This is a genomic window from Nannocystis bainbridge (assembly GCF_028368995.1).
In the GTDB taxonomy this organism is placed as follows: Bacteria; Myxococcota_A; Polyangia; order Nannocystales; family Nannocystaceae; genus Nannocystis; species Nannocystis bainbridge.
The window spans coordinates 1,561,920-1,574,694 of sequence record NZ_JAQNDL010000003.1; the positions used below are offsets into that span (position 1 = coordinate 1,561,920).

At 71.8% G+C, this 12,775-nt stretch carries 11 protein-coding genes; 4 read left to right on the top strand and 7 right to left on the bottom strand.

Annotated elements, in window-relative coordinates:
- Window positions 1-9: 9 nt before the first annotated feature.
- Window positions 10-888, bottom strand: a complete 879-nt coding sequence (locus POL25_RS31455; protein WP_272089967.1) for an SDR family NAD(P)-dependent oxidoreductase — start codon at window positions 886-888, stop codon at window positions 10-12.
- Window positions 889-959: 71 nt separating this feature from the next.
- On the opposite strand from POL25_RS31455, the gene POL25_RS44615 reads away from it, so the two are divergent.
- A complete protein-coding gene (locus tag POL25_RS44615) occupies window positions 960-1,601 on the top strand; it encodes a TetR/AcrR family transcriptional regulator (protein WP_272089968.1) in 642 nt (213 codons plus the stop codon).
- A 33-nt stretch (window positions 1,602-1,634) separates the two neighbouring features.
- Here POL25_RS44615 and POL25_RS31465 read toward each other — a convergent pair whose 3' ends face one another.
- From POL25_RS31465 to POL25_RS31490, 6 genes are all read right to left on the bottom strand, one after another.
- Window positions 1,635-4,712: an efflux RND transporter permease subunit gene (locus tag POL25_RS31465; protein ID WP_272089969.1), complete on the bottom strand. Its 3,078-nt coding sequence runs from the start codon at window positions 4,710-4,712 to the stop codon at window positions 1,635-1,637.
- Window positions 4,712-6,280 (bottom strand): efflux RND transporter periplasmic adaptor subunit, encoded by a 1,569-nt coding sequence (locus tag POL25_RS31470; RefSeq protein WP_272089970.1) that lies wholly within the window; start codon window positions 6,278-6,280, stop codon window positions 4,712-4,714. The genes POL25_RS31465 and POL25_RS31470 overlap by 1 nt, the downstream gene beginning before the upstream one ends.
- Window positions 6,281-6,423: 143 nt before the next feature.
- Window positions 6,424-6,777 (bottom strand): hypothetical protein, encoded by a 354-nt coding sequence (locus POL25_RS31475; RefSeq protein ID WP_272089971.1) that lies wholly within the window; start codon window positions 6,775-6,777, stop codon window positions 6,424-6,426.
- Window positions 6,778-6,901: 124 nt separating this feature from the next.
- The gene (locus tag POL25_RS31480; protein ID WP_272089972.1) at window positions 6,902-7,519 is read right to left on the bottom strand and encodes a cation efflux transmembrane domain-containing protein; all 618 of its coding nucleotides are present in this window, start codon (window positions 7,517-7,519) and stop codon (window positions 6,902-6,904) included.
- A 318-nt stretch (window positions 7,520-7,837) separates the two neighbouring features.
- Window positions 7,838-8,299, bottom strand: coding sequence for a hypothetical protein (locus tag POL25_RS31485; RefSeq protein ID WP_272089973.1), 462 nt, complete (start codon window positions 8,297-8,299; stop codon window positions 7,838-7,840).
- A 187-nt stretch (window positions 8,300-8,486) separates the two neighbouring features.
- Window positions 8,487-9,746, bottom strand: coding sequence for a hypothetical protein (locus POL25_RS31490; protein ID WP_272089974.1), 1,260 nt, complete (start codon window positions 9,744-9,746; stop codon window positions 8,487-8,489).
- A gap of 185 nt (window positions 9,747-9,931) precedes the next feature.
- Between POL25_RS31490 and POL25_RS31495 the strand changes: the two genes are divergently transcribed.
- The 3 genes from POL25_RS31495 (at window position 9,932) to POL25_RS31505 (ending at window position 12,748) form a co-directional block, all read left to right on the top strand.
- Entirely contained in the window at window positions 9,932-11,365 is a 1,434-nt protein-coding gene (locus POL25_RS31495) for a monooxygenase (RefSeq protein ID WP_272089975.1), read from the top strand.
- Between the two features lie 124 nt (window positions 11,366-11,489).
- Window positions 11,490-12,098, top strand: coding sequence for a TetR/AcrR family transcriptional regulator (locus POL25_RS31500; RefSeq protein WP_272089976.1), 609 nt, complete (start codon window positions 11,490-11,492; stop codon window positions 12,096-12,098).
- A gap of 179 nt (window positions 12,099-12,277) precedes the next feature.
- Window positions 12,278-12,748, top strand: a complete 471-nt coding sequence (locus POL25_RS31505) for a hypothetical protein (protein ID WP_272089977.1) — start codon at window positions 12,278-12,280, stop codon at window positions 12,746-12,748.
- The last annotated feature ends 27 nt before the right edge of the window (window positions 12,749-12,775 follow it).

Sequence of the window (12,775 nt, forward strand, 5' to 3'; positions counted from 1 at the left end):
GACATGTCCTCATGCATGCGGCGTCGCGGGCAGCACCAGCCCGCGCTCGCGCGCCAGCCGATCGGACAGCTCCCAGGTGCGCCGCGCCAGCTCGGCCTCGAGACATAGCGGCGTCGGCTCGAAGCGCCCGGGGTCGAAGCAGATCGCCCCGTTCGCCGGTCGGGCATCCGCCATCGTCAGCAGCCGCACCACGTTGGCCGCCGAGCGCTCCGTCGAGGCCCCGAACAGGCGATACAGCGCGCGGATGAACCACGGCCACTCGCGCGCCGTGTCGGTGCGGGTCATGCCGACGCAGGCGATGCTCGCGGTGACCGGCAGGTCGCGCCAGCGCTGCGCTGCCGCTTGCACGTGCAGGTAGCCCAGCACCTGCGACGACATCAGCGCCGCCAGCAGCCGCCAGCGGCGGCGCTCGAACTGCAGATCGTCGAGGTCGGGCACCAGCCCTGCCGGCGCCTTCGCCCCCACGTGCACGACGCGCCCGTCGCCCGAGCGGGCCAGCTGCGCCAGCGCTCCGCGGTTGAGCGCGTAGCGGGCCAGGTACTGCAAGGCGAACGCGCGCTCGAACCCGTCGGCCGTGTCGACCCGCCGCATCGACGCCGTCATCGCCGTGTGCACCAGCCCGTGCAGCGCCGGTCGCCACCCCGCGATCGTCTCGATCGCCCGGCCCACTCCCGCCATCGTCGTGAGGTCGGCCGCGCGGTACTCCGCCACCGCAGCCCCCGCCGCGCGTACCGTCGCCGCCGCTCGCTCCCCGCGCTCGCCGTCGCGCCCGAGCAGCAAGATCGCCGCGCCCCGGCGGGCCATCGCCGTGGCCGCCGTCAGCCCGATCCCCGCCGTCCCGCCGCTGAACACGAAGTTGAGGCCACGGACCCGTCGCTCGTCTTTCATCACGTCCATCACATTTTCAAAAATATAAGCAATTGCTTGCCTCGTCAGCTTGCGTTCGCTAGCCCTCTCCGGTGGCCGTCAAGCGTCGCATCGAGCCCCGTCGCCGCCCCGTTCAGGACCGTTCGCAGGCCACCGTCGCCGCCGTCCTCCAAGCTGCAGCTTATATTTTGGTGCGCGAAGGCTACGCCCGCCTCACGACCAACCGGATCGCCGAGCGCGCCGGGGTCAACATCGCCTCGCTCTACCAGTTCTTCCCCAACAAGGAGGCCATCGTCGTCGAGCTCGAGCGGCGCCACGGCGAGCGCACCGACGCGGCGATGAAGGCCGCGCTCGCTCGCCCGCGCGGCGGCGATCTCGAGTCGACCCTGCGCGCGCTGGTCGAGGCCTACGTCGCCGCGCAGACGATCGAGCCGGCCCTGCAGCGGGCCTTCACCGAGGAGGTGCCGCGGCTCCGCGGCCGCCGCTCGGCCACCGGCGGCGAGCGCTGCGGCGCCGACGTCACCCAGCTCCTGGCCGCGTTCGGCGTCCGCTCGCAGCGGCTCGAGCTGGCCGGCTGGATGCTGGCGACGATCTGCCGCGAGGTCGTCTACCACGGCGTGCTCGAGCGCGGCGCCGACACCCGCTCCGGCGCCCTCGTCGACGAGTTGGTCGGCATGCTCGCCGGGTGGCTGCGCGACGGCCGGGACGAAGCCCCGGGACGACCCAAAGCGTGACCTCGGGCGGACTGTCCCGCGACGCGCCTCGCTTCACGCCGTCCCGTCGCGCTCGGGCCGGCGGGCGCCGAACGCCGCGTAGAGCACGGGCAGCACGAACAGCGTGGCGACGGTCGAGGTGAGCACGCCGCCGATGACCACGGTCGCGAGCGGGCGTTGGACCTCCGCGCCCACACCGGTGGCCAGGGCCATCGGCACGAAGCCGACCGCGGCCACCGTCGCGGTCATGAGCACCGGCCGCAGTCGCGTCTCCGCCGCCTCGCGGATCGCCTCGACCGGCGCCCGACCTCGCGCGAGCAGCTGCATGACGCGCGACACCAGCACCATGTCGCCCAGCACGGCGATGCCCGACAGCGCGATGAAGCCGACCCCGGCCGAGATCGAAAACGGCATGTCGCGCACCCACAGCGCGGCGATCCCCCCGACCGCGCCGAAGGGCACGCCGGTGAACACGCGGATCGCATCGATCGCGCGGCCGTAGGTCAGGTAAAGCAGTGAGAACACCAGCAACAGGGCGATCGGCACCACCACCAGCAAGCGGCGCTGGGCTCGTTCGAGGTTCTCGAACTGACCGCCGAGCGTCGTGTAGTAGCCGTCGGGCAGCGTCACGTCCTCGCCCAGCGTTCGCCGCACGTCCGCCACGAACGACCCCAGATCGCGGCCGCGCACGTTCGCTTGCACGATCACCCGCCGCTTGGCCCACTCGCGCTGGATCGTCGAGGGCCCTTCGACCACCTCGATCCGCGCGACCCGTGACAGCGGGATCTGGGCCCCCGACGCCGTGGTGATCAGCACACCGCCGATGCGTTCGGCCGAGCCGCGGGCGTCGTCGCTCAGGCGGAGCACGAGATCGAAGCGCCGCTGACCTTCGACGACCTCGCCCACCTTGCGGGTCCCCAGCGACTCGATGACCTCGAGGATCTCCCCGACCGGGATGCCATGGCGGCCGGCGGCCAGCCGATCGACCTCGATGACGAGCATCGCCTGGCCCGTCAGCTGCTCGACGGTCACGTCGCTGGCGCCCGGCAGCGCCTCGACGGCCCGGCGGATCGCGTCTGCCTGCTCGCGCAGGACCTCGAAGTCGTCGCCGAACAGCTTGATCCCGACATCGGCCCGGACCCCCGCGACCATCTCGTTCACGCGCATCTCGATCGGCTGGGTGAAGACGCTGCGCATCCCCGGCATGCCCTCGAGCTCGGTCGCCATCGCCTGCACGAGCGCGTCCTGGGTCGCGCCGCGGGTCCATCGCTCGCGCGGCGTGAGCGTGATGAACACGTCCGACACCTCGAGGCCCATCGGATCGGTGGCGACCTCGGCGGTGCCGGTGCGTGTCCAGACGTGCTCGACCTCGTCCGGGAACCGCTCGAGCAGCCGCCGCTCGAGCTGCGTCCCGTAGCGGACCGACTCGTCGAGCGAGATGCCGGCCACGCGCACGGTGTTGATCACGACCGCCTGCTCGCCGAGCCGCGGCACGAACTCCGAGCCGAGCCGGGTCGCCGCGGCCGCGGCCAGGAGCACGAGCAAACTCGCGAGCACCAGCACACGCTTGCGCCGGTCGAGCGCCCACCCGAGCGCGCGGCGGTAGCGGCCCTTCAGCCAGCGCACCAGGCGATTGTCATGACCCCCGCCGCCCTTCTTCAGCGCCAGGCTGGCGAGCACCGGCATCAGCGTGACCGAGAGCAGCATCGAGCCGGCCAGGGCGAAGATCACCGTGAGCGCCATCGGCTGGAACAGCTTGCCCTCCACCCCCTCGAGCGCGAGGATCGGCAGATAGACGATCGCGATGATCAGCTCGCCGAACAGCGTCGGCTTTCGGACCTCGACCGCGGCGTCGCGCACGATCTCGCGGACGCTGCGGTCGCTGTCGTCCTCCTCCAATCGCCGGGCCGCGTTCTCGACCAGAATCACCGAGCTGTCGACGACCAGGCCGAAATCGATCGCGCCCAGGCTCATCAGGCTGCCGGCGATCCCGTACTGCAGCATCGCGTTGAACGCGAACAGCATCGACAGCGGGATCGCCAGCGCGACGATCAGCCCCGCGCGGAGGTTGCCGAGGAACACGAACAACACCGCGATGACGAGCAGCGCGCCCTCGAGCAGGTTGTCGCGGACCGTGTGAAGCACCGCGCCGACCAGGTCGGTGCGGCTGTAGACCGGCGTCACCGCGACGTCCTCGGGCAGGCTGTGGCGGACCTGTTCGAGCCGCGCCTCGAGCTGCTGGGTGATCTCGCGGCTGTTCTCGCCCATCAACATGAAGCCGAGCCCGAGCACCGCCTCGCCTCGACCCTCCGCCGTCACCGCCCCGCGACGGATCTCGTGGCCCTCGCGGACCTCCGCGATGTCACTCACCCGGATCACCTTGCCGTCGACGTGGGCGACCACCATCGCCTCGATCTCCGCGACGCTGCCGACGAGCCCCTGCCCCTGGATCAGCTGCGACTCACCGGCTTGCTCGAGCACGCCGCCGCCGGCGTTGCGATTGCTTCGCTCGAGGACGCGGGCGACGTCGTCGAGGGTCAGCCCGTGCTTGACCAGCCGGCGCGGGTCGACGACCACGTGAAACTGCCGCTCGTGGCCGCCCCAGGTGTTGATCTCCGCGACGCCCGGCACCTGCACCATCTGCGGGCGGATCTCCCAGCGATGCAGCGTCCGCAGCTCGGTGGGCGAGCGCGTCTCGCTGTGGACGAGGTACTGGAACACCTCGCCGAGGCCGGTCGCCACCGGGCCCAACGCCGGACGTCCGACGCGGTCCGGCAGATCCGCGGTGGCCAGCCGCTCGCTCACCACCTGGCGCGCGAGATAGATGTTGGTGTCGTCGTCGAAGATCGCGGTGACCTGCGAGAAGCCGAACTTCGAGACCGACCGCACCGTGGTCAGCCCGGGCAAGCCCGAGATCGACTGCTCGATGGGAAACGTGATCTGCCGCTCCACCTCGAGGGGCGAGAGCGCGGGCGCGGTCGTGTTGACCTGGACCTGGACCGGCGTGGTGTCCGGGAACGCGTCGAACGGCAGCCGCTGGAAGCTGACCAGGCCGACGGCGATCAACACCACGGTCGCCAGCACCACGATCGGTCGGTGACGCAGGCAGAGGTCGATCAGCGCGGTCAGCATCAACGACCCCCGGGCGGCTCGACCTCGCAGCAGCCGGCGCCGATGCTGCCCGGCATGATCTCGGTGCGCAGCAGGACCGCGCCGGTGGTGACCACGGCCTCGCCGCTGCGCAGGCGCCCCTTCACGGCGACCACCTCGCCGTCGCCCGACCGCTTCACGACCCGCGGCTCGTACACGCCCGGCCCGGTCCGCACGAACACCACGTCGAGCTTGCCGACCCGCTGCACGGCCTCGCGCGGGACCGAGACCGCGGATTTCGCGGCGCTCGTGTCGATCCGCGCCAGCCCGAATTGATTGGCCCGCAGCTTCCCGCCCGGGTTCGGCATCTCCGCCTGCGCGGTGACGGTGCGGGTGCGCGGATCGACCTCGGCGGCGATCCACGTGATCTCGCCCTCGAAGCTCGACGCGGTGTCGGCGTCGATCGAGAGCTGCAGGGTCTGCCCGAGAGCGATGTCCGACGCCGCCGTCTCCGGCACGTCGCACAGCGCCCACATCACCGAGGTGTCCGCGATCGTCGCCAGCGAAATCTCCTCGGTGGCGAGGATGCCGAGCACGGCCGGACGACGCACCACGGTGCCCGCGAGCGGAGCGACCAGGACGTAGCGGCCCGAGGCGCTCGCCTTGCCGGCGCCGAGCAGCCGCAGGCCGGCCTGAGCGGCGTTGGCGTGCGCCTGGGCGGTGATCAGCTCCTGCTCGGCGAGGTCGACCTGACGCCTCGAGGTGATCTCGCTGGCGAGCAGCTCGCGCTTGCGCTCGAGGTTGGCCTGCGCCGTCCGAATCCCTTCACGCGCGGTCTGCAGCTCGGCCTGGATCTCGCCGACGTGGATGCTCTGGAGCTCGAAGAGATCACCACCCGCCTCCACGCGGTCACCCAGCTCGACGCGAACCTTGCGGACGATGCCCGGCACGACCGCGTGGATCTCCGCCACCCGATCGCCGTGAAACGCCAGCCGCGCCGTGCATGCGACCGACGAGGTCGCGGCCTCGACTCGCTGGACCATGACGGTCGCTATGCCCGCGGCCGCCTCGATGTCCGGCGACTTGAAGCGGACGGTGCGAGCTTCGAGCGCGGCCTCCTCGGCGCCCGCTGGGGGCTTCACCGGCTTGCAGACCGGGCACACCGACTCCGGGAAACCATGCGCGTCGCAGTAGTCGCCCGCGGCCCGATACTCCTGGACGAGCGAGGGATTGCACTTCGTGCACTTCGACTCGGGCAGCCCGTGCTCCACGCACCAATCGCCCGCGGCCGCCGAGGTCGGTGGTGTCTGCGGGTTGCAGATCGGGCACACCGAATCAGGGAACCCGTGCTCCTCGCACCAATCGCCCGCAGCCTTGAATTGCGCGACGAGCGAAGGGTTGCACTTGGTGCATTTCGACTCGGGCAGGCCATGGCCGCCGCACCAGTCGGCCGGCGCGGCCACGGGCGGGCCCACGTCCGGGAGCTTCACGTCGGGCTTGCAGATCGGGCACAGCGACCCGGGGAAGCCGTGCTCGTGGCACCAGTCGCCCTTGGACTGATAGACCGCCGCGAGCGCGGGGTTGCACTTGGGACAGATCGGGCGAGTCATGCCGTGTTCGCACCGGTCCACAGCCGGCGGCGAGACGGCCGAAGGCGCCGTCGCGCTCGCGGCCGACCGCGGAGCCTGGCCGCGCTCGCCGCAGGCCGCGACGAGCATCCCGACCACCGCGCTGACGAGCCCGAGCTTCCGCTTCACGGCTTCGCCTCGCCGGCGGGCGGCGGTCGGACGATCTTCAGCTCGGGGTTGCAGAGCCGGCACTGCGACTCGGGGAGGTCGTGCTCGACGCACCAGTCGTTGCTGGCCTTGAACGCGGCGATCAGGGCGGGATTGCAGCGAGTGCACAACGACTCGGGGACCTCGTGCTCGCCGCACCAGTCCTCGTGAGAACCAGGCTTCACGCCGGCAGCCGCGTGCTCGGGGCCTGACGCCGGAGCCGGGGCGGCAGGTCGGGCCTTCTGCTCCGCGTCCTGCTTCGGCGAATCACAACCAGACGCGAACAGGACGATGAGGGACAGGAAGACGGAGCGAGCCAATGTGTGGACCATGAACGAACCCTCAGGGGCGCTGTGTGCGAGTTGCTGGGAGGTGGATGCGGCCGATCGCCTGCGAGCGACGACGCCACGACGAGGGACTCCAAGGGACGAGGCGCGGCATGGGGTACGTGGGTGGTCAGCCGCTCGCGCGCGACTGTCGCTGCTCGCGGCGCGCCTGGGCGAGGACCTGGACGGCGCTGACGAGCGCGAGCCCGGAGATCAGGACGGCGACCAGCAGGTCGGGCCAGCGCGAGCCGAAGGCGAGCACGCCACCGGCCGCCAGCAACACCGCGAGGTTGCCGAGCGCATCGTTGCGCGTGCACAGCCACACCGAGCGCATGTTGCTGTCGCCGTCGCGATAACGGTACAAAAGCACCGCGACGGCGAGGTTGGCGATCAGCGCGACGACGCCGGTCGCGCCCATCACCTCGGCGTGCGGCAGCTCGCCGCCGGCGAGGCTGAGCACCGCGCGCCCGAGCACCCACAGGCCGAACAGGCCCATCGTCACGCCCTTCACGGTGGCGACGCGGGCTCGCACGCCCAGCGCCCGCGAGGCGGCCCACAGGCTCAGGGCGTAGTTGCCGGCGTCGCCGAGGAAATCGAGCGCGTCCGCCTGCAGCGACAGCGAGCCCGCGAACAGCCCCGCGACCACCTCGACCACGAACATGCCACCGTTGACGGCCAGCGCGATCCACAGCGCCCGGCTGTAGCCAGGCGCGACCTGAATCGGCGTTCCGCAGCACTTTGCGCTCATACCGGTCCTCCGGGGTGACGGTCAACGTAGACCCTGTAGCGACTACAGGGTCAAGCGAGGCCCGTCGGCGGACACGTGCGAGTCCCCGCACGTGTGGGTCTCGGGGAGCGCGAAGGTGCCGTCAGAGCGCCCCCAGCACGGTTCAGCCCCGGCGCCTCGAGCGCCCACACGAGGCCGCGCGCCGACGTGATCGGCCTCATCGCTCGCCGTGGTCCTCGCGCACTCCGGCTGCTCCGACCCGAACCATCGCGGCCGCCCGCGAGGCGTGACTCTCACTCGTGGCGCTCGCGCTGCGAGGCCTCGCAGACGCGACGCTCGCTACAGCCGCTCGATCTCGTGGGCGCGGGCGTCGACCTCGAGCGGCGCATCGCGGTACCCGACGGTGGCGATCTGCTGCAAGTAGCTCCCGAGGAACGCCGCGATCGAGCCCGCCTGCTCATATTGATGGACGTGCCGGCATTCGTGCGACAGCAGCCGGGTGGAGACGGGGCGCTTGCGGACATAGATGCCATGGCCCAGGGTCAGGCCGATCGTCTCGGGACCCAGCATGCCGAGGCTCACTGCTGCCTGGCGGAGCTCGGGATCCTCCGGGAGCGGGATGCGGGCGACCACGGCGATCCGCACCCGCTCCGGCTCTCGGACCCCGACCGAGCGGGCGACCGCTTGCATCTTCGCGTCGAGCGCCAGCCCGTTGCGCAAGATCTCCGCCTCGCGGGCCTCGGCCCAGCGCACTACCGCGGGCCCGAGCGAGGCGAGGCGAGACAGCAGATCGCTGCGCATGCCTGCGAGCATACGACGCCATCCAGGCGAGCACCAGCCGCTCCCTCCGCGAGAGCGACGCCATCGCCGGCGATTCTTCCTGCTCGCCGCGCCCGACCAGCTCGCGCCTGCGGCAGCCCGACCTCGCGGACAGATCGTGCAAACCCCGACCGCCTCGCCTCGGTGGTCGTCGCCGCGAACTCGACGATCACCTCTTGCGCTTCGCGGCCCCGAGTCGCTTCGCCTTCAGCCCTCGCTGCTTGAACCATCCGCCGGCCTCGAGCGCGCTCACGGCCGCGGGCGGCGCGATCAGCAGCGTCACCGTCTGATCGCCGGTGCCGAGCACATACAGCGGCGCGACCCCGGCGACGAGGGCGACCGCGCGGAACAGCAGCGCGACGTCGACCCAATCGTCGACCTCCGCGAGCGGCGACTCGAGCGTGTGCTGCTCCCCTGCCGTGAATACCAGCCGCCAGCCGCGGCCCTCGACGAAACAATCCTCGTCGATCGAGATCGTCCGCCCCAACCTGCCTGCGATCGCCGTCAGCAGGGCACCGTGCTCGCGGTGCGGCGCGAACCCGGTCTCGGCGTCGAACTGCAGCAGCCAGCCGCGACGCTCGAACGGAAACCATGCCGGCCGCCCGTCCAGCGCCGCCTCGTCGATCGCCGTCGGGGTCGCGAACCCGGCCTCCACCAGCGTCGCCTCGAGCGCTGCCGCGGTCGGGTCGCGCTCGCGCAGCTCGATCCGCTCCTGGCGGCGCCGCGCCTGCTCGGCCGCCGCGACCTCGGGCAAACCATTGCGCGCCCTCGCCAGCGCCTCCGAGGCCCCGTCGATCTGCGCCAGCTCGTCGACGATCGCACGCACCCACGCGACCGTCTGCGGCTCTCCGGGCCGCATGTCGCTGACCAGCGTGGCCAGGTCTGCTGCCAGCGCCGCGTAGACGACCCGCCGCCCCCGATCGGCCCCGGCGAACGCTCGCACGCGGGCGAGCTCTTCGCCCAGCGCATCGAACTCTCGATACGCCGTGATCGCCATCGACTCGCCGTAATTGCGAATCACCGCGCCCGCGAACTCCGGCCCGAACCGCTCGGCGAGCCGCTCCGAGCGCGCCAGCAATTCCATCCGACCCGCGCGCGACAGCTTGGCCAGCACCATGCGCACCGCCATCGTCCACGCCACCCCGATCCGCGGCTCCGGGTGACGCACCGCGACCTCCTCGAGGTCGTTCACGACGCTCTCCAGATCGGCGAACTGCGCCTCCGCGGCGAGCGCCACCAGCAAATGCTTGCCGGCGCGCAGCGCCTCGAACGCGAGGTTCGGCGCCGACCGGCCGCCGAGCTCGCCGCGGATCTCCGCATAGTTGCGCAGCGCCGCCGCGATGCGCGAGGAGGAGAGACTGGCTTCGCCGAGCGCGAGCATCGGCGCGACTCTACGCGAGGTCGCGGGCAGGTCGTGGGGGGCGAGCATGAGGACGTCGTACCTCCGAAGTTGCCGGCGTGGCCCCGGACCTTCACCTCGCCCGCAGACGCCTGCGCACCCGGGCGCCGCCTCGCGACCCCGACGGACCGGCCGCCTCGGCGCGTGAGCCTGCCGCTACCGCGCTCGGCTTCGCCATCTCCCGGGTCTGGCCCGCCCGCGATATCCTGGCCGCCATGTCTCGCGCGCGCTCGCTCGTGGTCTCGCTCGTCGCCCTCACCGCCTGCAACGAATCGGCGAGCCCGCCGACGACCGGCACCGACAGCACCACGGCCGCGACCGACCCTGGCACCGCGGCCACCGACGCCAGCACCGACGGCCCCGCGACCGCGACCTCGACCGGCGATGAGCCGACCACCACCTCGCCGACCGGCACCACCGGCGAGCCCGCGGGCCCGACCTACTACCGCGACATCAAGGCGATCCTCGACGCCAAGTGTGCCACTTGCCATCGCCCCGGCGACATCGCCCCGTTCTCGCTGACGAACTACGACGAGGCCGGCATGTTCGCCAAGATCCTCGGCCCCGCGATCGAGGACCGCACCATGCCCCCGTGGCCGCCCGGCGCCGACTGCAATCAGTTCGCCCACGACCGCGGCCTCTCGGACGGAGAGCGCGAGCTGGTGCTCGCGTGGATCGCCGCCGACGCGCCCGCGGGCGACCCGGACGACGCCCCGCCGCCGGTCGACGACGACGCGCCGCCGATCGCCTACGACGTGCAGATCGGGATCTCCGAGCCGTTCACGCCGGCGGAGGGGCTGGCCGACGATTATCGCTGCTTCCTGCTCGACTGGCCCAAAGACCAGGAGACCTACGCGACGGCCTTCACGATCGAGCCGGGGGCGCGGGAGATCGTGCATCACGTGATCGCCTTCATCATCCCGCCGGACGAGCTCGCGGAGTTCGAGGCGCTCGACGCCGCCGACCCCGGGCCCGGTTATCCGTGCTACGGCGGCCCCGGCGGCGAGGCCAGCCCGCGCGCGCAGTGGCTCGGCGCGTGGGTCCCGGGCGCCAGCTCGGGCGCGCTGCCCGAGGGCACCGGCATCCGCGTCAAGCCCGGCTCGAAGATCGCCATGCAGATGCACTACCACCCGAACGGGGTCCCGACCGCCGACCAGTCGACGATCATGGTCCGCACCGCCGACACCGTCGCGCGCCCCGCCCTGCTGCTGCCGGTCGCCCACCCCGGCTGGATGGTCGACGCCCCGCCCATGACGATCCCCGCCGGCGAGGCCGACGTCATGCACTCGTTCACCATCGACCTCGGCTCCATCATTCAGTACCTCTACAAGGACGAGGCGATCGGCGTCGGCAAGCCGATGCTGGCCCACATGGCCGGCGTGCACATGCACACCCGCGGCGCCCGGGCCAGCCTGGCCGTCGAGAGCGGCGGCGCCCCCGAGGCCTGCCTCGTCGACGTACCCCGCTGGGACTTCAACTGGCAGGGCATCTACGAGTTCGCCGCGCCGATCACCGTCGAGCCGTCCGACGTCGTCCGCCTCGAGTGCCACTTCGATAATTCCGCGGGCGACTCCGCGATCAAGTGGGGCGAGGGCACCGGCGACGAGATGTGCCTCGGCATGATCTACGTCAGCACCGACGCCCCGTGACATGTCCCTTTCGACATGCTCCTCGGGGCATGTCGTGAGGGCCAGCCGACCGCCGCGCCCGCGCGCGGACGCACGAGCCCGGCGGCTGCGGCGGCGGGCGCGAGCGGTTATACTCGCCGGCGGCATGGCGAGCGAAGACACCAAGTCGGCCCGGACGCGCGAGCGGATCCTCGACGCGGCCGCGCGCGTGCTCAGCCGCAAGGGCTACGCCGGCACCCGCCTGGCCGACGTGGCCGAGGCCGCCGAGGTCCAGGCGCCGGCGATCTACTACTACTTCGAGTCGCGCGACGCGCTGATCGAGGAGGTCATGTGGGTCGGGGCCCACCGCGTGCGCATGCACGTCGAGGAGGTGCTGGCCGCCCTGCCCGCCGACACCAGCCCGTTCGACAAGCTGCTCGAGGCGGTCGCCGCCCACCTCCGCTACGAGCTCCACATCTCCGATTACACCACCGCGTCGATCCGCAACGCCAACCAGGTCCCCGAGCAGCTGCGCGTGCGCCCGGCCGCCGAGGAGGCCACCTACAGCCGCCTGTGGCGCGACCTGTTCGCCCAGGCCCAGGCCGCCGGCCAGCTGCGCCCGGGCCTCGACATCAACGTCTCGCGCCTGCTCCTGCTCGGCTCGATGAATTGGGCCGCCGAGTGGTGGAACCCGCGCATGCGCTCGCTCGCCGACCTCGTCAAGGCGACGCAAGAATTCGTCCGCTTCGGCATGGGCAACCCGGCGCAGTTCTGACGGGTCACCCCGTCGAGGCCCGGCCCGCTCGCGCGACACACACCGCGACGACAGCGGGAGCGATGCTGCTCCGAACATCGAGCCATCATGCTCCAGGCACCACGGTCCGGACGGCATCTCCTCGCCGCACGCTCGGCCATGGTCGTCGCTGACGGCCGCGGCGATGGTAGAGTGCACGCATGCGCCTCGCCTGCGTGCTCGTCACCGTGCTGGCCGCTTGCCAGGGCATCGAGCCTCCACCGGCCGAGTGCCCGCGCGACAGCCTGCTCGACGACCGCCTTCCGCTCTACCCCGACATGGAGGTGCGGTCGACCGGCGCGACGACCCGCGGCCGGCAGGACCACAACGGCTACGCCGCGACCGTGGCCGCGCCGTTCGCCCGCGTGCGCGAGTTCTACGCCCGCTGCCTGCGCGCCGAGCCGCTCGGCAACGACGACCACGCGCTGTTCCGCCGGACCGTCGTCGGCGCGTGGAGCGACCCGGGCGTCGACATCAAGGGGCCCGTCTTTCGTCCCGAAGACATGACCGACGTCATCCGCCTCCACCGCGCCGACGACGGAACCACTCGCATGACCCTGTCGGTGTCGTTGCCGTGGGGCCGCGGCGACCCGCGCAACGACGCCTACCGCCGCTCGTGGCCCGACTATTGAGGCGGCGAACCGACCGGGAGCGCTCCG